The sequence below is a fragment of the Streptomyces sp. MspMP-M5 genome, from assembly GCF_000373585.1.
Lineage (GTDB): Bacteria > Actinomycetota > Actinomycetes > Streptomycetales > Streptomycetaceae > Streptomyces.
Genome location: NZ_KB891894.1, coordinates 26501 through 48689, shown reverse-complemented (window position 1 = coordinate 48689; position 22189 = coordinate 26501). Strand labels below are relative to the sequence as shown.

At 74.0% G+C, this 22189-nt stretch carries 20 protein-coding genes; 14 read left to right on the top strand and 6 right to left on the bottom strand.

Features of this window, described 5'->3' with window-relative positions; translation table 11 throughout:
• Positions 1-23: 23 nt before the first annotated feature.
• The 6 genes from B073_RS0119050 (at position 24) to B073_RS0119025 (ending at position 7448) form a co-directional block, all read left to right on the top strand.
• Positions 24-1238 (top strand): alpha/beta hydrolase, encoded by a 1215-nt coding sequence (locus B073_RS0119050; protein ID WP_018539680.1) that lies wholly within the window; start codon positions 24-26, stop codon positions 1236-1238.
• Positions 1239-1438: 200 nt separating this feature from the next.
• On the top strand, positions 1439-2317 hold the full coding sequence (locus B073_RS0119045; RefSeq protein ID WP_018539679.1) for a DUF4429 domain-containing protein: 879 nt from the start codon (positions 1439-1441) through the stop codon (positions 2315-2317).
• A gap of 124 nt (positions 2318-2441) precedes the next feature.
• Positions 2442-3857: a sensor histidine kinase gene (locus tag B073_RS0119040; protein WP_018539678.1), complete on the top strand. Its 1416-nt coding sequence runs from the start codon at positions 2442-2444 to the stop codon at positions 3855-3857.
• Positions 3854-4534 (top strand): response regulator, encoded by a 681-nt coding sequence (locus tag B073_RS0119035; RefSeq protein WP_018539677.1) that lies wholly within the window; start codon positions 3854-3856, stop codon positions 4532-4534. Before B073_RS0119040 ends, B073_RS0119035 begins: the two co-directional genes overlap by 4 nt.
• A gap of 262 nt (positions 4535-4796) precedes the next feature.
• Entirely contained in the window at positions 4797-5963 is a 1167-nt protein-coding gene (locus B073_RS0119030; protein WP_018539676.1) for an alpha/beta hydrolase, read from the top strand.
• A 111-nt stretch (positions 5964-6074) separates the two neighbouring features.
• On the top strand, positions 6075-7448 hold the full coding sequence (locus tag B073_RS0119025; protein WP_018539675.1) for an acyltransferase family protein: 1374 nt from the start codon (positions 6075-6077) through the stop codon (positions 7446-7448).
• Positions 7449-7509: 61 nt separating this feature from the next.
• On the opposite strand, the gene B073_RS0119020 is transcribed toward B073_RS0119025, so the two are convergent.
• Positions 7510-8532: an aldo/keto reductase gene (locus tag B073_RS0119020; RefSeq protein ID WP_018539674.1), complete on the bottom strand. Its 1023-nt coding sequence runs from the start codon at positions 8530-8532 to the stop codon at positions 7510-7512.
• 6 nt (positions 8533-8538) lie between these two features.
• A complete protein-coding gene (locus tag B073_RS0119015) occupies positions 8539-9060 on the bottom strand; it encodes a MerR family transcriptional regulator (RefSeq protein ID WP_018539673.1) in 522 nt (173 codons plus the stop codon).
• A gap of 189 nt (positions 9061-9249) precedes the next feature.
• On the opposite strand from B073_RS0119015, the gene B073_RS0119010 reads away from it, so the two are divergent.
• Positions 9250-10071, top strand: a complete 822-nt coding sequence (locus B073_RS0119010; protein WP_026247522.1) for a serine hydrolase domain-containing protein — start codon at positions 9250-9252, stop codon at positions 10069-10071.
• A gap of 40 nt (positions 10072-10111) precedes the next feature.
• On the opposite strand, the gene B073_RS0119005 is transcribed toward B073_RS0119010, so the two are convergent.
• On the bottom strand, positions 10112-10783 hold the full coding sequence (locus B073_RS0119005) for a pirin family protein (protein WP_199788169.1): 672 nt from the start codon (positions 10781-10783) through the stop codon (positions 10112-10114).
• 58 nt (positions 10784-10841) lie between these two features.
• Between B073_RS0119005 and B073_RS0119000 the strand changes: the two genes are divergently transcribed.
• From B073_RS0119000 to B073_RS0118980, 5 genes are all read left to right on the top strand, one after another.
• Positions 10842-12026: a PucR family transcriptional regulator gene (locus tag B073_RS0119000; RefSeq protein WP_018539670.1), complete on the top strand. Its 1185-nt coding sequence runs from the start codon at positions 10842-10844 to the stop codon at positions 12024-12026.
• A gap of 89 nt (positions 12027-12115) precedes the next feature.
• A complete protein-coding gene (locus tag B073_RS0118995) occupies positions 12116-13072 on the top strand; it encodes an ACP S-malonyltransferase (RefSeq protein WP_018539669.1) in 957 nt (318 codons plus the stop codon).
• A 12-nt stretch (positions 13073-13084) separates the two neighbouring features.
• Positions 13085-14131 carry a ketoacyl-ACP synthase III gene (locus B073_RS0118990; RefSeq protein WP_018539668.1) on the top strand — a complete coding sequence of 349 codons (1047 nt, stop codon included), beginning with the start codon at positions 13085-13087 and terminating at the stop codon, positions 14129-14131.
• 109 nt (positions 14132-14240) lie between these two features.
• On the top strand, positions 14241-14489 hold the full coding sequence (locus B073_RS0118985) for an acyl carrier protein (protein ID WP_018539667.1): 249 nt from the start codon (positions 14241-14243) through the stop codon (positions 14487-14489).
• Between the two features lie 76 nt (positions 14490-14565).
• Positions 14566-15852, top strand: coding sequence for a beta-ketoacyl-[acyl-carrier-protein] synthase family protein (locus B073_RS0118980; RefSeq protein WP_018539666.1), 1287 nt, complete (start codon positions 14566-14568; stop codon positions 15850-15852).
• Positions 15853-15950: 98 nt separating this feature from the next.
• Here the strand turns inward: B073_RS0118980 and B073_RS0118975 are convergent, their stop codons facing one another.
• Positions 15951-16841 carry an NAD(P)-dependent oxidoreductase gene (locus B073_RS0118975; protein WP_018539665.1) on the bottom strand — a complete coding sequence of 297 codons (891 nt, stop codon included), beginning with the start codon at positions 16839-16841 and terminating at the stop codon, positions 15951-15953.
• Positions 16842-16987: 146 nt separating this feature from the next.
• Positions 16988-17482 carry a DUF3145 domain-containing protein gene (locus tag B073_RS0118970; RefSeq protein ID WP_026247520.1) on the bottom strand — a complete coding sequence of 165 codons (495 nt, stop codon included), beginning with the start codon at positions 17480-17482 and terminating at the stop codon, positions 16988-16990.
• 325 nt (positions 17483-17807) lie between these two features.
• Between B073_RS0118970 and B073_RS0118965 the strand changes: the two genes are divergently transcribed.
• Together B073_RS0118965 and B073_RS0118960 are read left to right on the top strand one after the other, a co-directional pair.
• Entirely contained in the window at positions 17808-18743 is a 936-nt protein-coding gene (locus B073_RS0118965) for an SGNH/GDSL hydrolase family protein (protein ID WP_018539663.1), read from the top strand.
• 196 nt (positions 18744-18939) lie between these two features.
• The gene (locus B073_RS0118960) at positions 18940-19638 is read left to right on the top strand and encodes a DUF4097 family beta strand repeat-containing protein (protein ID WP_018539662.1); all 699 of its coding nucleotides are present in this window, start codon (positions 18940-18942) and stop codon (positions 19636-19638) included.
• Here the strand turns inward: B073_RS0118960 and B073_RS0118955 are convergent.
• Complete coding sequence (locus tag B073_RS0118955) at positions 19625-22183, bottom strand: beta-glucosidase family protein (RefSeq protein WP_018539661.1); 2559 nt, start codon at positions 22181-22183, stop codon at positions 19625-19627. The two genes, B073_RS0118960 and B073_RS0118955, sit on opposite strands and share 14 nt — an antisense overlap.
• Positions 22184-22189 lie beyond the last annotated feature (6 nt).

The following is a 22189-nucleotide window of genomic DNA, read 5'->3' as shown; positions in this document are numbered from 1 at the left end:
CGCGTCTCCTAGGGTGGCCCGCGGTGACTTCTTTCCCGGGCCTCGGTCCCTCCTTCGGTTTCCTGCAGTCCACCGCCTGGCGTGCCGCGCTCGCCCTGCTGGTGGTGTTCGTGATGCTCGCCCTGACGGGGTGGACGGCGATCAGAAACACCAAGGAGGACGCGAACCCGCTGGCCACGGCAAGAGACGCCTGGCGGCACGCCACGTTCCACGGGCGGTCGCTGCCCGCGCCGGACGCCGCGCCGGGCACCCTCCGGGCGTTCTTCACCTCCCTCGACCGGGCCGAGCGCCAGCAGCTGGCCGACCGCTACCCGCTGGTCGTCGGCAACATGGGCGGCGCCCCCGTCGACCTCCGCTACCGCGCCAACCGGACGGCCATCGACGCCGCCCGCAAGGTGGAAGAGCGCCGCATGGGCGACCACCGGCTCACGCCCGTCGGCCGCCAGGAGGCGAGCCGGCTGATGCACCGCATGGAATCGCTGATGAGCCCCGGCCGCCAGATCCTGGCGTTCGACCCGGCGGGCGACGGCCGGGCCGCGGAGGTCTTCGGCGACCTCACCACCGCCGACCGGGTCTCCGTGGTGGTGCCGGGCGTGGACACCAACCTCTCGACCTTCGAGCGCACCGCCAAGGCGACCGCCGCCCCCGTGGGCATGGCGAAGTCCCTCTACGGCGCCGAGCGGACCGCCCGCCCCGGCGCCCGTACAGCCGTGATCGCCTGGGCCGACTACACCACGCCGGGTGGACTGGGCGTCGAGGCGGCCACCGGGCAACTCGCCGAGGCCGGCGCGGTCCGGCTGCGCGCCCTGGTGGACGCGCTGCCGGCCACCGACTCCGTCTCGCTGTTCTGCCACAGCTACGGCTCCGTGGTGTGCGGCCTCGCGGCCCGCAGCCTCCCCGGGAACGTCACCGACATCGCGGTGGCCGGCAGTCCCGGTATGCGCGCCGGGAGCCTGGCGGGCCTGGGCACGCACGCCCGGGTCTGGGCCATGCGGGACGCCGACGACTGGATCCAGGACGTGCCGTACCTGGAGGTCGGCGGGCTCGGCCACGGTGCCGACCCGGTCGATCCGTCCTTCGGCGCCCGGGTCCTGTCCGCCGAGGGCGCGGCCGGCCACGCCGGCTACTTCGCCCCCGGCACCCAGAGCCTGCGCAACTTCGCGCTGGTCGGCGTGGGCGACCTGGGTTCGGTGGACTGCGCCGCCACCGCCCCCCACTGCAGCGCGGACCTGGCCTGACGGCCGGGCGCGCACTGCCGGCGGCCGCGGGTACGGCCCGGCGCCCGGGGACGGGCCGTACCCGCGGGAACCGCGGCCACGCCGATCGGCGTGAACAGGACAAGGGCGGCCGCCGGGTGACCGGGCGCCCTTTTTGACACGCGCAGCGCTGGTGTCCGGAAGGGGGACGGGCGGGCGACCACCCGCATACGATGAGCCGCATGGGTGATGTGCTGGCCGGTTTTCACGCCGTCTGGGAGTTCGACTCGGACTCCGTACTCATCCGCTTCGAACGGGGGATCCGCAGGCCGAAGCTGTTCCAGGCGCTCGGCGAGCGACGCATTCCGTACGAGGCGCTGAGATCCGTCGAGGTCTCCACGGGCAGGCGCGGCACGGTGGTGCTGCACGCCGTGCCACGGCAGGGCGCCGACCCCCTGATGGAGGCGGCGGACGGGCAGCTCAAGGAGGACGCCGACCCGTACCGGCTGGTGCTGCCGGCCGAGCGCGAGGCGCCGGCCGCGTACTACGCCGACCAGCTGCGGGCCGCGCTGGGCCCCGCCGCCCGGGAGCCCGCCGAGCGGCACCTGGTGGCCGCGCCGGAACCCCCGCTGCACTTCAAGGCGTACGACGGCAAGGCGTCCTTCGACGGCCGGTCGGTGGCCTTCCGCTGGTTCTGGACGGGCGCGTCGTCGGCGAAGTGGAAGAGCGGCGACCAGACGTTCGCCGTCGGGGAGCTGGCCGGCGTGGAGTGGCGCTCGCCGGAGGTCCTCAACGGCTATCTGCGACTGCTGGAACGCGACGCCCCCGAGGTCCGCACGGGCGCGGCGGACCAGGACCCGACCGCGGTGGTCTTCGACCTCGGCTACGGGCCGGTGCACGAGTCGCTGCCGTTCGCGGCCTCCGTGCTCCAGGCCGTGCGGGCGGCCGAGCCGGTGCCGGACGGCGCGGAGCGGCCCGTGGCGCGGCGCCCCGGGAGCACCGGCCGGGACCCCGCCGACATCGCCGACCGGATCCGGCACCTCGGCGAGCTGCACGGCGCGGGGCTGCTGACGGACGCCGAATTCACCGCGAAGAAGGCGGAGTTGCTGGCGGAACTGTAGGGGCCGGGGGCCGGGGGCCGGGGCCGTGGTCGGCCGGCCCCGGCGTCATACCGTGGTACGGGAAGGAAGGCCGCACCACGGTATGACGTCGGGGTGGGCGGGATCCGCTTACATTGATCCCGCGATGTCCAAACGATCTCTCACCCCAGAAGACGAGCCGGCCGGCGGCGACGGACGCCCACCGGCCCGCGCCACCGCGCTGCGCGTCACCCGCCGGGTGCTGCGGACCGCGCGGCCGGCGCTGCGCGTGCTCGCCACCGAGCTGGGCACCCCGACCCGGCCGGGCACCCCGCTGTTCGGCAGTGCCCGGCGCCGCTGGGTGCGGGCCCTGCCGTACGCGGTGGCGTTCGCCTTCGCGGTGTCGCTGCTGCCGTCGGGGATCAACGTCCTCCACGGCGACTACGGCATGGCCGGCGGCCTGGCCGGTGCGCTGGCCACCGCGCAGAGCGTGCCGCTGCTGCTGGCGGTGACCCGGCCGCTGCAGGCGTGGTGGGTGATGTTCGCCGCGGCCGTCGTCTGCGCCGTGGCGCTGACCGGCACCGACGGTGTAGTGGGCCACGCGTGGCCGTGGCCGCCCACGGTGATCGTCGGCTATCTCGCGCTGATGGTGGCGCTGTCGGCGCGCGAGCGCCGCAGGACACTGATCGCGATCTGGCTCACCACCGGGGCGGCCGGGATACTCGGCGAGGCGGTCGCGCCCCCGCACGTGCAGAGCACCTGGGTGCTGATGTTCGTGCTCTCCGGTGTGGTGCTGCTGCTCGGCGCCGCCCTGCGGGAACGGCGCGACGCCCAGCGGAAGTTGCTGGAGCAGGAGACCATCAGCGAGGCCGAGCGGGCCCGGCGCACGCTGCTGGAGGAGCGCACCCGCATCGCCCGCGAGCTGCACGACGTCGTCGCCCACCACATGTCGGTGATCACGGTCCAGGCCGACAGCGCGCCGTACCGCATCGGTGGGATACCCCAGGAGGCCCAGGAGGAGTTCGCGGCGATCGCGGCGAGCGCCCGGGAGTCGCTGGCGGAGATGCGCCGCCTGCTCGGGGTGCTGCGCAGCGAGGAGACCGAGCGGGAGGGCGCCCCGGAGAAGGCTCCGCAGCCGGGCGTCGGCCAGCTGCCGAAGCTGGTCGAGGCGACCGTACGGGCCGGTGTGCCGGTCGAGTTGGTGCTGCCGGAGGAGCCGGTGGCGCCGGAACCGGCGGTGGACCTGTCGGCGTACCGCATCGTCCAAGAGGCGCTGGCCAATGTGGTGCGGCACGCCCCGGGCGCCCGGACCCGGGTGTCGGTGACGGTGACCGGCGACCGCTCGCGGCTGACGGTGCTGGTGGTCAACGAACCGCCCGCCCCGCCGCTGTCCGCGCCGCTGGAGACCAGCGGCACCGGGCACGGCCTGGTGGGGATGCGGGAGCGGGTGCGCCTGGTGGATGGCACGCTGGACACCGGGCCGCTGCCCGACGGCGGCTTCCGGGTCGCCGCGCAACTCCCCCTCGCCGCACCGCGCCCCCCGTCCGCCCCCCTCTCAGCGAAGGACTCCGACACCCCATGACGACCCGCGTGATCATCGTCGACGACCAGGCCATGGTGCGGGCGGGATTCGCCGCGCTGCTCGCCGCGCAGAGCGACATCGACGTGGTGGGCGACGCGGCGGACGGGGCGCAGGGCGTGGAGCTGAGCCGCCGGGTGCATCCGGACGTGGTGCTGATGGACGTCCGGATGCCCGAGATGGACGGGCTGGAGGCGGCCCGCCGGCTCCTCCACCCGCTGATCGGGGTCACCCACCGCCCGAAGGTGCTGATGCTGACCACCTTCGACGTCGACGACTACGTCTACGAGGCGCTGCGCGCCGGCGCGTCCGGATTCCTGCTCAAGGACGCGCCGCCGGCCGACCTGATCTCCGCGGTCCGGGTGGTGGCGGCCGGGGAGGCACTGCTCGCGCCGTCGGTGACACGCCGGCTGATCGCGGACTTCGCCCGCCAGCGGCCGGCACCCCGCTCGGACGGCACCGCGCTCCGGCTCAACGGCCTCACCCCGCGCGAGACGGAGGTCCTGGAGCTGATCGCCCGCGGCCTGTCCAATCAGGAGATCGCCGAACGGCTGATCCTCGCCGAGCAGACCGTGAAGACCCATATCGGCCGCGTGCTGGCCAAGTTGGAGCTGCGCGACCGCGCCCAGGCCGTGATCTTCGCGTACGAGTCGGGGCTGGTCTCGCCCGGGGAGCGGTGAGACCGCCGTCGCGGGACAGCCCGAGGCCGCCGTCCCCGGGGGGCGGTGAGACCGCCGTTTCGGGTTGTCCCCACCGGGTCTTCGGGGTAGCCCCACCCACCCTGTGAGGACAGCCCCCGACTCCTCCTCCCGGGGGACGAGCGCCGCCCGGCACCCCCTACCCCGGTATCACCCGGGAGTTGGCTCCGCGGTGTGACGCCGCGCCACCCGGCGGCTTCCTACCTTTCCCTCCGCCACACCGCTGGAAGAGGGAGAGACCACCATGACCGTGCTGCGGAACGCCGTCCGGCGCAGCAAGCGGACGCTCGTCGCCGCCGTCCTCGCGCTGAGCGTCGTCGCGGGGACCGGCGGCTGGGCGGCCGGTTCCGCGCAGACCGCGGTCACCGGCCCGGCTCCCGGCGCCGCCGCCTGGCGCGCCGACCACTCGCTCGGGGTCCGCCTGCCGGACCCGGCGAACGCCTCCCCCGCCGAGGTCGCCCGGTTCTTCGCCGGTCTGACCGAGGACCGGCGGCAGGCGCTCGCCGCCCGGCACCCGCTCACCGTCGGCAACCTCGACGGGGCGCCGATCGCCCTGCGGTACGCCGCCAACGCCCGTGCCCTGCGCGCGGAACGGGACCGCGAACTGGCCCTCGCCACCGACCCGGCCGGCACCCTCCAGGACCACCAGCAGGCCAGGAAGGCGGCCGCGCGCTACGCCGCACTGCTCGCACCCGGCCGCCGGATCCTCGCCTTCGACCCGCGCGGCCGCGGTCAAGTGGCCGAGGTCCACGGCGACTTGGCGACCGCGCAGCGGACCGCGGTGATCGTGCCGGGTTCGGACATCGACCTGGCCACCTTCGACCGCACCACCGACCCGTACGGCACGCCGACCGGGATGGCCACCTCGCTGCGCCGGCAGATGTCCGCCGAGGCACCCGGCGTCCGCACCGCGGTGATCGCCTGGGTCGGGTACACCACACCGGTCGGCCTCGGCCCGGACGCCGCGACCGGCCGGCTCGCCGAGGCCGGCGCGCCCCGGCTGACCCGCTTCCTGGCCGGTCTGGCCGCCACCGGCGTCCCCGCCCCGGCCGTGCTGTGCCACAGCTACGGCTCGGTGGTCTGCGGCCTGGCCGTCCCGCACGCCGGCCGCGGCCGGATCGGCGACCTGGTCGTCTTCGGCTCGCCCGGGATGCGCCGGGACAGCGCCGCGGAGCTGCACACCACCGCCCGGGTCTGGGCGGCGCGGGACGCCTCGGACTGGATCGGCAACGTCCCGCATGTCGAACTGCTCGGCCTGGGGCACGGTACGGACCCCACCGACCCGGCGTTCGGAGCCCGCCGGGTCCCCGCCGAGCGGGCCCAGGGCCACACCGGCTATCTCGCCCCCGGCACCGACTCCCTCCACAACTTCGCCGCGATCACGCTGGGGCGCTACGCGGACGTGCGCTAGCCCTGTCGTGCCGTGGCCTGCCGTCGCGCGCGCCCCCGCCCGCCGCCCCTCCTGCCCCGGGTCTCCTCGCCCGGGTCTCCTCTCCCGGACCTCCTCGCCCAAGGACGCCACATGACCACCGAGAGCCACCCGGCCCACGTGAGACCCACGGCCACCACACAAGGGCCGCCCGCCGAACGCCCCGCCCCCGCCGAACTCCCCGCCACCGCCGAACTCCCCGTCCCCACCGGACGGTTCGGCGTCCCCGCCCCGCTCCGCGCCCTGCGCACGCTCCACACCAGGACCGGTGCCGCCGTGCGCGCCCTCGACGCCCGCACCCCGGCCCACCGCGACCGGGCCCTCGACGGCCTGCGCGCCCTCGCGCTGCTCGCCGTCCCCACCGGGCACTGGCTGCTCGGCGGCTTCGCCCGGGACGCCGACGGCACCCTGCACAACGCCAGCCCGCTGACCGCGCTCGGCTTCCTCGCCCCGGCGAGCTGGGTGCTGCAGATGCTCGGCATCTTCTTCCTGGTGGGCGGCCACGCCGCGGTGCTGTCGCTGCGCCGGACCACCGCGCTCGGCGGCTCCACCACCCGGTGGCTGGGCGGCCGGATCGCCCGGCTGGGCCGCCCCGTGCTGGGCGTGACCGCCGTCTGGGCCACGCTGGTCCCGCTGCTGCACGGCCTGGGGGTGCCCATCGCGACGCTGCGCACCGGGGCGACGCTGGTCATCCAGCCACTGTGGTTCGTCGGCATCTACGCCGTGGTCACCGCGCTCACCCCGTACTGCGCCGCCGTCGCGCGCCGGTGGGGTGTCTGGAGCGCGGCGCCGCTGCTGGTGTCGGTCGCCGCCGTGGACTTCCTGCGCTACGGGCCGTTCGCCGCGACGATGCCGTCCTGGCTGAGCCTGCTCAATCTGCTGCCCGGCTGGCTGTTCGCCTACCAGCTCGGCGTCTGCTGGGGCGAGCGGCGGCTCGGCCGGCGCGCCGCCGGGGCCCTGCTGCTGGGCGGCGCCGCGCTGTTCGCCGCGCTGCTGCTGTTCTTCCACTACCCCGCGAGCATGGTGGGCGTCCCCGGTCAGGACCGCACCAACTCCCATCCGCCGTCGCTGCTGGTCCTGGCGCTGGCCGCGGCCCAGTCGGGGGCAGCGGTGCTGCTCCGGGACCGGCTGGCCGGGCTGCTGCGGCGGCCGGCCCTGTGGGCGCCGGTGGTGGTGGTCAACCTGTGTGCGATGACGATCCTGTGCTGGCACCAGACGGCGCTGTTCGCGGCGGCCGTCCCGGCCTCGTACGCGGGCGCCGTACCGGGTCTGACCACTGTGCCGGACAGCCTCGGCTGGATCGCGGCGCGGCTGGCCTGGATGCCGGTCTTCGCCGTGCTGCTCGTCCTCGTCGGTTCCGTCACCCGCCGCTTCGAGGCGCCGTGGACGGGGGCCGGGCGGGCCCGCCGGGCGCTGGCAGCGGTGCTGGCGGCGGCCTTCGCGACGTTCGCGCTGGGGTACGCGTAGCGGGCGCCGGGGCGGCGCGGCGGGCGGACGACGCCTGCCGGGGCGCACCGCCGACCGTCGGCTACTCCCGCCCGGCCGAGGTGAACCGCATGTCGGCGTAGCGGTCGCCGGCCACCTTGCCCGCGATCGACTCCAGAAGCGCCAGCTCCTCGGCGCTCAGCCGGATCCGGGTCGCGGCGGCGTTCTCCTCGACCCGGGCGCGCCGGCGGGTGCCGGGGATCGGGACGACCGCCAGTCCGTGCTCGGCGGCCTGCTGCTGCACCCAGGCCAGCGCGATCTGTCCGAGCGTGGCACCGTGCGCCTCGGCGACGGTGCGGACCGGCTCCAGCAGGGCGGCGTTGGCGGCCGCGTTGTCGCCGGTGAAGCGGGGCTGCCGGCGGCGGAAGTCGTCGGCGGCCAGCTCCTGGTCGGCGTGGACGAAGGCGCCCGTGAGGAAGCCTCGGCCGAGCGGCGAGTACGGGACCAGGGCGACGCCGAGGTCGGCGGCGGCCGGGACCACGCCCTCTTCGATGTCGCGGCTGAACAGCGACCACTCGGACTGGACGGCGGCGATCGGGTGCACGGCCTGGGCGGCCCGCAGCTCGCTGCCGGTCACCTCGCTCAGGCCCAGGTACTTCACCTTGCCCTCGGCGACCAGTTCGGCCATCGCGCCGACGGTCTCCTCGATGGGGACCTCCACATCACGGCGGTGCATGTAGTAGAGGTCGATCTGCTCGACACCGAGGCGCCGGAGGCTGGCCTCGACGGCCTGGCGGATGTAGGGGCGGTCGTTGCGGATGACGCGCCGGGCGGGGTCCTTCGGGTCCACGGCCAGCGCGAACTTGGTGGCCAGCACGATCTCGTCACGGTGCGCCCGGACGAAGGGGGCGATGAACTGCTCGTTCTCCCCGTCGCCATAGACGTCGGCGGTGTCGTAGAGCGTGATGCCCAGCTCCAGGGCGCGCTCCAGGGTGGCCCGCGCCTCGCCGGCGTCCTCAGTGGGGCCGTAGGCCCAGCTCATGCCCATGCAGCCCAGGCCCTGGACGCCGACCTGCGGGCCGCCGGTGCCCAGCTGGACGGTGCCGATCTTCGTGTCGTTCGCCATGGGAACTCAGAACCTCTCGGACGCCCGTCGGGCGTCGGCGTAGATACCGATCTTGTAGTCGAGGACGTCGAGCGTGCTCTCCAGCTCGGCGATCCGCTGCCGTACGTCCGCGCGGTGCCGGGTGAGCAGCGCCTCGCGCGCGGCGAAGGTGCTCTCGCCCTCCCGCACCAGCTCCGCGTACCGGACCATGTCGGCGACCGGCATACCGGTCAGCCGGAGCTTGGAGACCAGGCCGAGCCAGTCCAGGTCGCGGTTGGTGAAGCGGCGCTGCCCGGTGTGCGTCCGGTCCACGTGCGGCATCAGGCCGATCCGCTCGTACCAGCGCAGGGTGTGGGCGCTGAGTCCGGTGTGCTCGGCCACCTCGCCGATGGTGTAGCGGTCCTGGCCGGCCGGGCGCGGATAGCCGCCATAGGTCTTCCCGCAGTCCCGGGCCGCCGCCGGCAGCGGGCGCCGGTTCGGACACACCGGCTCCGGCAGTCCGGCCAGGGCCGTGCCGCCGGTCACCGGTTCACTCTGCGTCACCGTCATGCCGCGTCTTCCCCCTACTCGTCCCCGGTGCGCATCGCCCCGGATGTCGTCGCACCGCCGGAGGTTCCACCGGGGCGCCTTACGACCTCCCCAACGCTAGAGACTTGGAGTGCACTCCAAGCAAGCACCGGCCGCGATCGTTCTTGACCTGAATTTGAAGGCACGGGGGCACCCCGTAGGCTCGGGGCCATGCAGAGCCTGGGGATGATCGAGAACTGGCCGGTGCCCACCGCGGCGGCCGCCGTCGTACGCGCCGACGGCTCGGTGGCCGGCACGCACGGCCCGCTGGACCACCGCTTCCCGCTGGCGTCCGTCACCAAGCCGCTGACCGCCTACGCCGCGCTGCTCGCCGTCGAGGAGGGCGCCGTCGAGCTGGACGAGCCGGCCGGCCCGGAGGGCTCCACGGTCCGTCATCTGCTCGCCCACACCTCGGGGCTGGCGTTCGACGAGGCGCGCCAGGTGGCTGCCCCGGGCACCCGCCGGATCTACTCCAACGCCGGTTTCGAGGCGCTCGGCGACCACCTCGCCAAGGCCACCGAGATCCCCTTCCCGCAGTACCTGCACGAGGCGGTGCTGGCCCCGCTGGGGATGACGTCGACGGAGCTGGCCGGCTCACCGGCCAAGGACGGCGTCTCCACGGTCGCGGACCTGATCCGCTTCGCCGCCGAGCTGCAGGCGCCGCGGCTGCTGGCGCCGCAGACCCTCGCCGCGGCGACGCAGGTGGTCTTCCCGGGCCTGACCGGCGTGCTGCCCGGCTACGGCCACCAGAAGCCCAACGACTGGGGGCTTGGCTTCGAGATCCGCGACGGCAAGGCGCCGCACTGGACGGGCGCCGCCTCCTCGCCGCGCACGTTCGGGCACTTCGGCCAGTCCGGCACGTTCCTGTGGGTGGACCCGGCGGCCGGCGCGGCCTGTGTCGCGCTCACCGACCGGGACTTCGGCCCGTGGGCGATCGAGGCGTGGCCGCAGCTGACGGACGCGGTCCTGGCCGAGCTGGCCGGGAAGGGCTGAGGCGCTCCGGCCGGCCGGGCTCCCGGTGCCGGTGCACGGCTCATCCGTACACCGGCTCCGGCCCCATCTCCCACACCAGGCACTCCGCTTCCGCCGCCGCCCGCAGCTCGAGCCCCCGCGCGCCGGTGATCCGCGCCGCGTCCCCGGCCGCCAGCAGCGTGTCCCCGAGCCGCACCTCGCCCCGTACGACATGGACGTAGACCCGGGCGGCATCCGGGACGGCGGTGCGCCCGCCCGCCCCGAGGCGGCACACCCGCAGCGTGGCGCCGGCCCGCGGCAGCGCCTGGGGCGCACCGTCGGCGACCTCCCGCACCACCTCGTACTCCGGTTCGCCGCCCGGGTCGCGGGGCGTCAGCCACATCTGGACGAAGCGCAGCGGCACCGGGCCGTCGTTGCGCTCGACGTGCCGGACGCCGCCGGCGGAGCTCAGCCGCGCCAGGTCGCCGGGGCGTACGGTCGTGGCATGGCCCGTCGAATCGCGGTGGGTCAGCTCGCCCTCGACGACCCAGGTGACGATCTCGGTGTCCCGGTGCGGATGCTCGTCGAAGCCGGCGCCGGGCGCCAGGCGCTCCTCGTTGCAGGCGACCAGCGCGCCGAAACGCAGGTTGTCCGGGTCGAAGTGGGGCCCGAAGGAGAACGCGTGCAGCGACACGATCCCGGCGTCCGTGTCCCCGCCCCGATAGCGTTCCTCGCCCCTGCGCACCTCGATCATCGGGCCACCGTAGCCCCACCGCTCCACCCGCTCATCCCGATAGGGCAGGCTTGGTCCCGTGTCTGAACCCGCATCGCGCGACGCGCACCCGCACTCCGCGACCCTCCGGCGGCTGGAGAACTCCTCCGGCAAACTGGCGGCCGCCGCGATCTCCCGTATGGACGCCACGCTGCCGTGGTACCGCGCGATGCCTCCGGAGAACCGTTCCTGGATCGGCCTGGTCGCACAGGCCGGCATCGCCGCGTTCACCGAGTGGTTCCGCCATCCCGAGACGCCGCAGGCGATCAGCACCGACGTGTTCGGGACGGCGCCGCGCGAGCTGACCCGGGCGATCACCCTGCGGCAGACCGTCGAGATGGTCCGCACCACGATCGAGGTCATGGAGGCCGCGATCGACGACGTCGCGGCACCGGGCGACGAGTCCGTGCTGCGCGAGGCGCTGCTGGTCTACGCCCGGGAGATCGCCTTCGCCACCGCCCAGGTCTACGCGCAGGCCGCCGAGGCGCGCGGGGCCTGGGACGCCCGCCTGGAGTCCCTGGTGGTCAACGCGGTGCTGTCCGGGGAGGCCGACGAGGGCGCGGTCTCCCGGGCGGCGGCCCTGGGCTGGAACGCGCCGGAGCATGTGTGCGTGGTGCTGGGCACCGCCCCGGACGGCGACAGCGAGCTGACCGTGGAGGCGATCCGGCGGGCCGCCCGGCACGCCAAACTCCAGGTGCTGACCGGCGTCCTGGGCAGCCGGCTGGTGGTGATCGCGGGCGGTTCGGACAATCCGCTCAAGGCCGCCAAGGCGCTGATCGGGCCGTTCGCCGCCGGGCCCGTGGTGGCCGGCCCGGTCGTCTCCGACCTGCTCGCCGCGACCCGCTCGGCCCAGGCCGCGGCCGCCGGCCTGCGGGCCTGCGCGGCCTGGCCGGACGCCCCCCGGCCGGTGCTCGCCGACGATCTGCTGCCGGAGCGCGCTATGGCCTCCGACCCGGTCGCGCGGGAGCAGCTGGTGGAGGAGATCTACAGACCGCTGGAGGAGGCGGGGTCGGCGCTCCTGGAGACGCTGAGCGTCTATCTGGAGCAGGCGAGCAGTCTGGAGGGCGCCGCCCGGATGCTGTTCGTCCATCCCAACACCGTGCGCTATCGGCTCCGACGTGTGACGGACGTCACCGGCTGGTCGCCGTCCGATGTGCGATCCGCGTTTACGCTGCGTATCGCGCTGATTCTGGGGCGCCTGACCGGCGCCGCGGCGCAACCCTAGACTTTTGTCGAACACCAACAATTCCCCCGATGGTTCTTCGTCCCTGTCCCCACGGGCGGGCGGGACCTCCCACAAGAGAGAGTGTGAGGGTGCTCGTACTCGTCGCTCCCGGCCAAGGCGCTCAGACGCCCGGCTTCCTGACCCCCTGGCTCGACCTCCCCGGAGTCGAGGACCAGCTCCGCGAATGGTCCGCGGCCATCGACCTGGACCTCGTCCACTACGGCACCAAGGCAAGCGAAGACGAGATCCGCGACACGGCGGTCGCCCAGCCGCTGCTGGTGGCGTCCGCCCTGATCTCCGCGCGGCAGCTCTTCCCGGCCGCCGAAGCGCTCGCCGCACAGGTCGGCGCGACGGCCGGCCACAGCGTCGGTGAGCTCGCCGCCGCGGCCCTGGCCGGCACCCTCTCCGACGCCGAGGCGCTGTCCCTGGTGCGCCGCCGCGGGCTGGCCATGGCCGAGGCCGCCGCGGTCACCGAGACCGGTATGGCCGCCCTGCTGGGCGGCGACGCCGACATCGTCCTGCCGCACCTGGAGAAGCTCGGCCTGACCCCGGCGAACGTCAACGGCGCCGGCCAGATCGTGGCCGCCGGCACCGCCGAGCAGATCGCCGCACTGGTCGAGGACAAGCCGGAGGGCACCCGCCGGGTCGTGCCGCTCAAGGTGGCCGGCGCGTTCCACACCCACCACATGGCTCCCGCCGTCGCGGCTTTGGAGGCCGCGGTCACCGAGCTGGCCCCGGCCGACCCGCGCGTCCGGTACGTCTCCAACAGGGACGGCCAGGTGGTCACCTCTGGCCAGGACGTGGTGCGGCGACTGGTCGGCCAGGTGGCCAACCCCGTGCGCTGGGACCGCTGCATGGAGACCTTCAAGGAGCTCGGGGTCACCGCGCTCGTCGAGGCCGCGCCCGGCGGCACCCTCACGGGCCTGGCCAAGCGCGCCCTGCCCGGGGTGAAGACGCTCGCCCTGAAGACGCCCGACGACCTCGACGCGGCCCGTGAGCTGATCGCCACCGCCGCGGACGCCGCTCCCGCAGCACCGGCCGAATAGGAGTCGCAGCGCATGACCTCGAAGATCAAGCCTTCCAAGGGCGCGCCGTACGCGCGGATCATGGGCGTCGGCGGCTACCGCCCGACCCGTGTCGTGCCCAACGAGGAGATCCTCAAGCACATCGACTCGTCCGACGAGTGGATCCGTTCGCGGTCGGGCATCGCCACGCGCCACTGGGCGGGCCCCGACGAGACCGTCGCGACCATGGCCGTCGAGGCGTCCGGCAAGGCCGTGGCGGACGCCGGCATCACGCCGGAGCAGATCGGCGCGGTGATCGTCTCCACCGTCTCGCACTTCAAGCAGACCCCGGCCATCGCGACCGAGATCGCGCACCTCGTCGGCGCCGGCAAGCCGGCCGCCTTCGACATCTCCGCGGGCTGCGCCGGCTTCGGCTACGGCCTGACGCTGGCCAAGGGCCTGGTCACCGAGGGCTCCGCCGAGTACGTGCTGGTGATCGGCGTCGAGCGGCTCTCGGACCTGACGGACCTGGAGGACCGCGCCACGGCCTTCCTGTTCGGCGACGGCGCCGGCGCGGTCATCGTCGGCCCGGCCAAGGAGCCGGCGATCGGCCCGACCGTCTGGGGCTCGGAGGGCGACAAGTCCGACACCATCAAGCAGACCCTCCCCTGGGACGTGTACCGCACCACCCCGGCGCCCGGTGGCGACGGGCCGAAGGAGCGTCCCGCCCTGGAGGCGGTCCGCTACCCCGCCATCGCCCAGGAGGGCCAGGCGGTCTTCCGCTGGGCGGTGTTCGAGATGGCGAAGGTCGCCCAGCAGGCGCTGGACGAGGCCGGCGTCAGCCCGGAGGATCTGGACGTCTTCATCCCGCATCAGGCCAACATGCGGATCATCGACTCGATGGTGAAGACTCTGAAACTGCCGGAGAGCGTCACGGTCGCCCGCGACGTGGAGACCACCGGCAACACCTCGGCCGCCTCCATTCCGCTCGCCATGGAGCGGCTGCTGGCGACCGGTCAGGCCAAGAGCGGGGACACCGCGCTGGTCATCGGCTTCGGGGCGGGTCTCGTGTACGCCGCGACGGTCGTTACTCTCCCCTAGGCAAGATCTGCGCAGTCCGGCACCGAGCACGACGTGCCGACCGCTGCGCGGGCCTGCACCGCTTCACTGTCAGACAAAGCAGTTTCCCGCTACACGAAGGAGCGCCATCATGGCCGCCACCCAGGAAGAGATCCTCAAGGGTCTCGCCGAGATCGTCAACGAGATCGCCGGCATCCCCACCGAGGACGTCAAGCTGGACAAGTCCTTCACCGACGATCTGGACGTCGACTCGCTGTCCATGGTCGAGGTGGTCGTCGCCGCCGAAGAGCGCTTCGACGTGAAGATCCCGGACGACGACGTCAAGAACCTCAAGACCGTCGGCGACGCGACCGACTACATCCTCAAGCACCAGTCCTGATCTGGCGCAGCGCATGTCGCCACCCGGCGGTGGCGCCGTCGATTCAGACACCTCTACCCGTGGAGTAAGAATTCCCGTGAACGCGACCAATCGCACGGTGGTCGTCACCGGTATCGGCGCAACCACACCGCTGGGTGGCGACAGCGCTTCGACCTGGGAGGGCCTGCTCGCCGGCCGGTCCGGCGTCAGCCTCCTGGAGCAGGACTGGGCAGCCGAGCTTCCGGTCCGGATCGCCGCGCAGGCGGCGGTCGACCCGACCGAGACGCTGCCCCGCCCGCAGGCCCGCCGACTGGACCGCTCGGCGCAGTTCGCGCTGATCGCGGCCCGTGAGGCGTGGGCGGACGCCGGCTTCACGGCCAAGGCCGGAGAGTCGGACGCGGCCGCCGGCCCGGCCGGTTCGGTCAACCCCGACCGCCTGGGCGCGGTCATCGCCTCCGGCATCGGCGGGGTCACCACGCTCCTGGGCCAGTACGACATCCTTCGCGAGAAGGGCGTCCGCCGGGTCTCCCCGCACACCGTGCCGATGCTGATGCCCAACGGACCGGCGGCCAACGTCGGTCTGGACGTCAACGCCCGCGCCGGTGTGCACACCCCGGTCAGCGCCTGCGCGTCCGGCTCGGAGGCCATCGGCTACGCCATCGAGATGATCCGTACGGGCCGTGCCGACATCGTCGTCGCGGGCGGCACGGAGGCGGCCATCCATCCGCTGCCGATCGCCGCGTTCGGCAACATGATGGCGATGTCGAAGAACAACGACGACCCGCAGGGCGCCTCCCGGCCGTTCGACAGCGAACGCAACGGCTTCGTCCTGGGTGAGGGCGCCGGTGTGATCGTCCTGGAGTCGGCCGAGCACGCCGCCAAGCGCGGCGCCCGGGTCTACGCCGAGGCGGTCGGCCAGGGCATCTCCGCCGACAGCCACGACATCGTGCAGCCGGAGCCGTCCGGCAACGGCATCGCGCACGCGCTGCAGAACCTCCTCGACAACAGCACCCTCGACCCGTCCGAGATCGTGCACGTCAACGCGCACGCCACCTCGACGCCGCAGGGCGACCTGGCGGAGCTGAAGGCGCTGCACAAGGTCTTCGGCGACGACGTGCGGCACATGGCGGTCTCCGCCACCAAGTCGATGACCGGCCACCTCCTGGGCGGCGCGGGCGGCGTGGAGACGGTCGCCACCATCCTGGCGCTCTACAACCGGACGGCCCCGCCGACCATCAACATCGAGAACCTCGACCCCGAGGTGGAGGCGGACATCGTCCGCGACGAGGCCCGCGCGCTGCCCGCCGAGGGCCGGATCGCGGCGCTGAACGACTCGTTCGGCTTCGGCGGCCACAACGTCGTCCTCGCCTTCCGCACGGTCTGACGCAACGCCAGACGGTCACCGCGGACCCGCCGCGGACACCACGAGGGCCCGCCCGGTCGTCCTGACCGGGCGGGCCCTCGTGCTGCCACGGGCGGCCGTCAGCCGTCGAAGCTGGCGAAGTACGCGGCCGCGCCGTCCTCGCCGCCGTGGCCCTGCTCCTCGGCCCGGCGGAAGCGCTCTCCGGCCGCGGCCGCCAGGTCCGCCCGGACTCCGGACGCCTCGGCCGCCTCGGTGATCAGCCGGAGGTCCTTGCGTGCCGCGGAAACGGTGAAGCTGGGCGCGAGTTCGCCGGAGAGGATCGCCTCCGACTTCATCCGCAGATACGGCATGTCGAGCGCGCCGCCGGCGACCGCGTCCAGGAATTCCCGCGGGTCCACGCCCAGCCCCTTGGCGAGCCCGAGGGTTTCACCGGTACCGCTGATGACCGTCATCACCCAGCTGTTGACGACGAGTTTGAGCCGGCTGGCGGCCCCGTCCGCGGCGTCCTCACCGACCCACTGGGTGCGGCCGCCGACGATGTCGAAGACCCGCCCGGCACGTTCCCGCAGCTCCGGCGCCCCGGCGGCGAGGACGATCAACTGCCCCTTCTCGGCGGGCGCCTTGGTGCCCAGTACGGGGGCGTCGACGAAGCCCAGCTCCTGTTCGGCGGCGAGGCGGACGAGCGGTTCGAGTGCCGCGGGCCCGACGGTGCTCATCTGGAGCCAGAGGGTGCCGGGGGCGAGGTGCGGGGCGGCCGTGCGCACGGCGTCCAGGACGGCGGGGCCGTCGAGCAGCATGGTGAGGACCACGTCGGCGCCGTCGACGGCCTCGCCCGGGGTGTCGGTGACCCGGACCCCGTCGGCGGCCAGCGGCTCGGCCTTGGCGCGGGTGCGGTTCCAGGCGCGGACGTCCAGCCCGGCGCGGGCGAGGTTGCGGGCCATCGCCGTCCCCATGATCCCGGTGCCCAGGACGGCGACCGAGAGGGTGTCAGAGGTGTTGTTGTCAGCCATGGGCGCACGCTAGGACCTGGAGTGGGCTCCAGGCCAACCGTGCGCCGTTCGTCGCCGTACGGCCCGCACAAGGCTCCGCACGGCCGCCTGCGGGGACGTCCGGACGACGGCCCGGGCCGGGCCGGCCCACGGGCGCCCCGGCTTGCTCAGACGACCTGGTGCAGCCAGCGCACCGGGGCGCCCTCGCCGGCGTAGCGGAAGGGCTCCAGCTCGTCGTCCCAGGGCTTGCCGAGCAGCTTGGCCACCTCGGCGGCGAGTTCGGTCTCGCCGCGGGCGGAGCGGGCGACGGCGGCGCGCAGCCGGTCCTCGGGGATGAGGATGTCGCCGTGGATGCCGGTGACGGCGTGGAAGATGCCCAGCTCGGGGGTGGAACTGTAGCGCTCGCCCTCGGCGGTGGAGCAGGGCTCGGCGGTCACCTCGAAGCGGAGCAGGTGCCAGCCGCGCAGCGCGGAGGCGAGCTTGGAGGCGGTGCCGGCCTCACCCTGCCAGGAGAACTCCGCTCTCCAGGTGCCGGGCGACGCCGGCTGGCGGATCCAGTCGAGATTGACGCGCACCCCGAGGACGCCCGCCACCGCCCATTCGACGTGCGGGCAGAGCGCTCGTGGAGCGGAGTGGACGTACAGGACTCCACGTGTCGTCACCGGGACCTCCCGTGCGGATCGAGGTTCGCCTTCCCCAGCGGCCTCGTGCCCGTTCCGGTCGCGGCCGGGACAGCTTCCGACATTCTGCCCCAGTGATCACTTCGGCACCAGCATGCGAGGTGACCTACAGTAAACACCACTAGGCGGAATTTGCCGCAAAAGGGACAGGAAATGACGTGTTGTAATTTGTCTGTGCCGACTGCACGTGCCATTTCGGGTCATCGCCCGGCAGGCACGGGGCCAAGCTACCGCGCGGTGCCGGACCGGAAGTGACGTACCGTCGGTACCCGAAGAGATATCACTCGCACGCCGGAGGGGACAGGGGATGACGCCGATCGATCAGCCCGTCCGCCCTCGGCGTCCTCGCCTCGCCACCCGCGCCGCGCTGGCCTGCGCGACGGCGTCCGCGCTGCTGGCCACCGCCACCGCCTGCGCCGACGGCCCCGCACCGCAGGGCCGGGCCGCGGTGAAACCCACCGCGAAGCCCGCGCCCGCCTGGCGTACGGACCCCGCCTCGATCGCCGCCCTCGGGGACTCCATCACCGCCGGCTTCGACGCCTGCACGGTGCTCTCCGACTGCCGGGAGGTCTCCTGGTCCACCGGCACCAGCCCCAAGGTCGACAGCCTGGCCCGGCGGCTGCTGAAGAACCCCGCGGGGCACAGCTGGAACTTCGCCCGGACCGGCGCCCTGATGAGCGACCTGCCGCAGCAGATCACCGTGGCGGCGCCCCGCAGACCCGAGCTGGTCACCGTCCTGATCGGCGCCAACGACGCCTGCCGCAGCGACGTGGGGGCGATGACCTCCCCGGCGGCCTTCCGCGCCGGCTTCGAGCGGTCCATGAAGACCCTGCGGCGCAGCCTGCCGCGCACCCAGGTGTATGTCGCGGCCGTGCCGGACCTGCTGCGACTGTGGTCGGAGGGGCGCCGGAACGAACTCGGCAAGCAGGTGTGGAAGCTGGGCATCTGCGGGTCGATGCTGCGGGACCCGGACGACCTGACGAAGCCGGCGCAGGACCGGCGGGCGCTGGTCCGGGAGCGGGTGATGGCGTACAACGAGGCGCTGGCGGAGGTCTGCGCCCGGGACGCGCTGTGCCGCTTCGACCGGTCGGTCTTCGACTACCGCTTCACCGGGCAGCAGTTGAGCACCTGGGACTGGTTCCACCCGGGGCCGAGCGGCCAGCAGGAGCTGGCGGAGCTGGCGTTCCGGACGATCACGCGCAAGGAAAACCCCCTGAAGGGTGAGGCCGCGTCCGCCGGGTGAGCCGGTCCGGCCCTCGCCGGTCTCAGGGACACCCCTAAGGGCACGCGGGTGCGGGTCATACCGTGCGGGGAGGACGAAGGTCATACCGTGCGGCGACGTCCGCGGGGTGCGGAGGGGCGATGATGTTGACCATGCGGTTCGGCCGGGTCCGGCCGTTCCGCAACCGCACCGTCACCACTGCCTCGGGGGAATCACCATGGCTCGTCTCCGCGCCACCCATCTCGTCCTGCCCTGTGCGGCATTGACCCTGCTGACGACCGGTTGCTCGCTGGTGGCCGGCCCGCTCAAGTCCGCCCAGCGGACGTACGGCGTCGACGGCACCGTCCGCTCGCTGTCCGCGACGACGCACGGCGGGGACATCGAGATCGTGCCGGTGGAGGCCGGCGTCCCCGTCAAGGTGACGGAGAAGGTCACATACGACGACGCCAAGCCGCAGACCTCGCACACCCTCAAGGACGGCCGGCTGACGCTGACCGCCGAGGACTGCTCGATGGGCAGCCGCTGCGAGGTGGGCTACCGCGTGCTGCTGCCGCGCAACGCCTCCGTCGAACTGCACACCAGCGGCGGCGACATCACCGTCCGCGGCGCCTCCGGCGGGATCAGCGCGGACACCAGCGGCGGCGACATCACCGTCGAGGACAGCAAGGCCCGCACCGCGAAGGTGAAGACCAGCGGCGGCGATGTGCAGCTGACACTCGACGCGGTGCCCGACGACGTGTCCGGCCGGACCAGCGGCGGCAACCTCACCATCCGGGTGCCCAAGGGCACCTACGCCGTCGACGCGGGAACGAGCGGCGGGAACCGCAAGGTCTCCGTCACGACGGACGAGGGCTCGGCGCACAAAATATCCGCCCGGACGAGCGGCGGCGACGTCTCGGTGCTCAGCCGGCAGTGATCCGCGCGGTGAGCCGGATGTCGGCACTGCTGTGGGCCGCCTCGACGGTGTAGGTCCCCGGGACGCGCCGCCAGCCGCCGTCCGGTTCCGACCAGATCTCGAAGGCGCGCCCCGGCAGCGGAATCTCGGCCTCCACGCTCTCGCCGGGACCCGCCTCGACGGTGGTGAAACCGGCCAGCCAGCGGACCGGGCGCTCCGGCAGGCCCGCGGTGTCGCCGGCGGGCGCGAGGTAAACCTGGACCACCTCGCGGCCGGGACGGTCGCCGGTGTTGCGCAGCCGGACGCGTACGGAGTCCGGGGTGGTGTCCAGGGAGTCGTACGCCCAGCGGGTGTAGCCGAGACCGTGGCCGAAGGGGTACGCGGGGGCGGTGGGGATGCGCTGCCAGGCGCGGTAGCCGATGAACAGCCCCTCCTCGTAGGGCAGGGTGCCGTCGGTGGGGGTGACGGTGGTGACCGGGGCGTCGGCGAGGCGGGCCGGCCAGGTGGTGGGGAGCCGGCCGCCAGGTTCGTGGGCGCCGAGCAGGACGTCGGCCAGCGCCGCCCCGGCCTCCTGGCCGGGGAACCAACTCAGCAGCACGGCGGGGACCCGGTCGCGCCAGGGCAGTTCCACCGGGGAGCCGGAGTTGACCACGACCACCGTGCGGGGGTTGGCGGCGGCGACCCGGGCGACCAGTTCGTCCTGCCGGCCCGGCAGCCTGAGGTCGGTGCGGTCGAACCCCTCCGATTCGACCTCCTCGGTGGTCGCGACGACGACGATCGCGGCGTCCGCGCCGGCCGCCGCGCGGACCGCCTCCTCGATCTCGGCGTCCCCGTCGCACTGCGGCTCGCGGTGGCCGAGGACGAAGCTCAGGGCGTCCAGGCCCTCGCCCAGGCCGAGGCGGTGCGGGAGGTACCGCAGGGTGAGCGGAAGTTCCTGATCTGCCGTCAGGTCGGCGGCCACCAGGTGCTCGGCGGGCTGCATCAACGCCTCGAAGGGGTCGCTGCTCTCCTGCGCGGCACCGTCGCCGTCGAAGAGGACGGCCTCGCCGAGGGTCAGCCGGAGCCGACCCGAGCCGGCCACCGCCAGGGTGTGGGTGCCGGTGGTCCGCGGGGTGAAGCTGCCGGTGAGTTCGACGGCGTGCAGGTCCCGCCGGGCCACGCCGTCGGGGAAGCTGCCGAGCACCTGGACCCGGCCGTCGAACTGCGGGGTCTCGGCGAGCACCCGGCCGTCGGCGGCGAGGTAGCGGGCGCGCAGGGTGAAGCCCTCGCGGGCGTGCGGGATCCGGGTACGCGGGTCGGCGCCGGTGGCGAAGACCACCTCGACACCCTCGGGGAGCGCGGCGCGCAGGCCCGCGAGAGGGGAGACGATCCCGGCGGGGAAGACGGTGGCGGAACCACCGCCGAGCACCCGGGCGTCGCGGGCGGCCGCGCCGATGACGGCGACGCTGCGCAGCTCGGCGGCGTCCAGCGGCAGAAGCGGGCGCACACCGGCCGCGGGCGCCTCGCCCACCGGTTCGTTGCGCAGCAGGACCATGGCGCGGCCGGCCAGTTCGCGGGCGACGGCCCGGCCGTCGACGCCCCCGGGAGCGTCGGCCGGGGACACCGCGGGCGGCACCCCGTCCAGACAGCCGGTCCGGGCGGCGAGCAGCAGCACCCGGCGGACCGCGGCGTCCACCTCCGACTCGTCGATCTCGCCCGCGCGGACGGCCGCCGCGAGCGGAGCGCCGAAGACCGTGCGGGGCCCCGGCATGGCCACGTCCAGGCCGCCCCGCAGGGCCCGGACGGTGTTCCGGGCCGCCGTCCAGTCGGAGACGTTGCAGCCGTCGAAGCCCCATACGCCGCGCAGCACTTCGGTGACGAGGTGGTGGTGCTCGGTCATCGTGGAGCCGTTGACCTGGTTGTAGGCGGTCATGACGCCCCAAGGGCGGGCGTGGGTGACGATGTGCTCGAAGGGCGCGAGATACAGCTCGTGCAGCGGGCGCGGGGCGATGCGGTTGTCGACGGTGAAGCGGTCGGTCTCGGCGTCGTTGCCGACGAAGTGCTTGACGGTGGTGCCGACGCCGCCCTCCTGCACCCCGCGCACATAGCCCGCGCCGATCGCGCCGGTCAGCAACGGGTCCTCCGAATAGCACTCGAAGTGGCGGCCGCCCAGCGGCGAGCGGTGCAGGTTGACGGTCGGCGCCAGCAGGACGTGCACGCCCTTGCGGCGGGCCTCCTGGGCGAGCAGACGACCGGCCCGGCGCGCCAGTTCGGGGTCCCAAGTGGCGGCCAGGGCGGTGGGGCTGGGCAGCGCCACCGACGGGTCCGCCGCGCTCCACTGCCGGCCCCGGACGCCGATCGGTCCGTCCGACATCACCAGCGACCGCAGTCCGATCGCGGGCACCGCCGGGAGGCTCCACATGTCCTGGCCCGAGAGCAGCCGGACCTTGGTGTCCAGGTCGAGCGCGCCGAGCGCCCGCTCCACCGCATCGGTGTGGTCGCGGGGCTCCGTGCCGGTCGCGGCGTCCGGGCCGGGCGCGGTGCGGGGGCCGGGCGCGGCATGGCGGGCGTGCGGCTGGTCGGTCATGTGCGG

Bases quoted from the DNA above. Each gene is read 5' to 3' on its own strand.
- B073_RS0119045 (WP_018539679.1), top strand. From the start codon at position 1,439: ATGGGTGATGTGCTGGCCGGTTTTCACGCCGTCTGGGAGTTCGACTCG.
- B073_RS0119040 (WP_018539678.1), top strand. From the start codon at position 2,442: ATGTCCAAACGATCTCTCACCCCAGAAGACGAGCCGGCCGGCGGCGAC.
- B073_RS0119035 (WP_018539677.1), top strand. From the start codon at position 3,854: ATGACGACCCGCGTGATCATCGTCGACGACCAGGCCATGGTGCGGGCG.
- B073_RS0119030 (WP_018539676.1), top strand. From the start codon at position 4,797: ATGACCGTGCTGCGGAACGCCGTCCGGCGCAGCAAGCGGACGCTCGTC.
- B073_RS0119025 (WP_018539675.1), top strand. From the start codon at position 6,075: ATGACCACCGAGAGCCACCCGGCCCACGTGAGACCCACGGCCACCACA.
- B073_RS0119020 (WP_018539674.1), bottom strand. From the start codon at position 8,532: ATGGCGAACGACACGAAGATCGGCACCGTCCAGCTGGGCACCGGCGGC.
- B073_RS0119015 (WP_018539673.1), bottom strand. From the start codon at position 9,060: ATGACGGTGACGCAGAGTGAACCGGTGACCGGCGGCACGGCCCTGGCC.
- B073_RS0119010 (WP_026247522.1), top strand. From the start codon at position 9,250: ATGCAGAGCCTGGGGATGATCGAGAACTGGCCGGTGCCCACCGCGGCG.
- B073_RS0119005 (WP_199788169.1), bottom strand. From the start codon at position 10,783: ATGATCGAGGTGCGCAGGGGCGAGGAACGCTATCGGGGCGGGGACACG.
- B073_RS0118990 (WP_018539668.1), top strand. From the start codon at position 13,085: ATGACCTCGAAGATCAAGCCTTCCAAGGGCGCGCCGTACGCGCGGATC.
- B073_RS0118985 (WP_018539667.1), top strand. From the start codon at position 14,241: ATGGCCGCCACCCAGGAAGAGATCCTCAAGGGTCTCGCCGAGATCGTC.
- B073_RS0118975 (WP_018539665.1), bottom strand. From the start codon at position 16,841: ATGGCTGACAACAACACCTCTGACACCCTCTCGGTCGCCGTCCTGGGC.
- B073_RS0118965 (WP_018539663.1), top strand. From the start codon at position 17,808: ATGACGCCGATCGATCAGCCCGTCCGCCCTCGGCGTCCTCGCCTCGCC.
- B073_RS0118960 (WP_018539662.1), top strand. From the start codon at position 18,940: ATGGCTCGTCTCCGCGCCACCCATCTCGTCCTGCCCTGTGCGGCATTG.
- B073_RS0118955 (WP_018539661.1), bottom strand. From the start codon at position 22,183: ATGACCGACCAGCCGCACGCCCGCCATGCCGCGCCCGGCCCCCGCACC.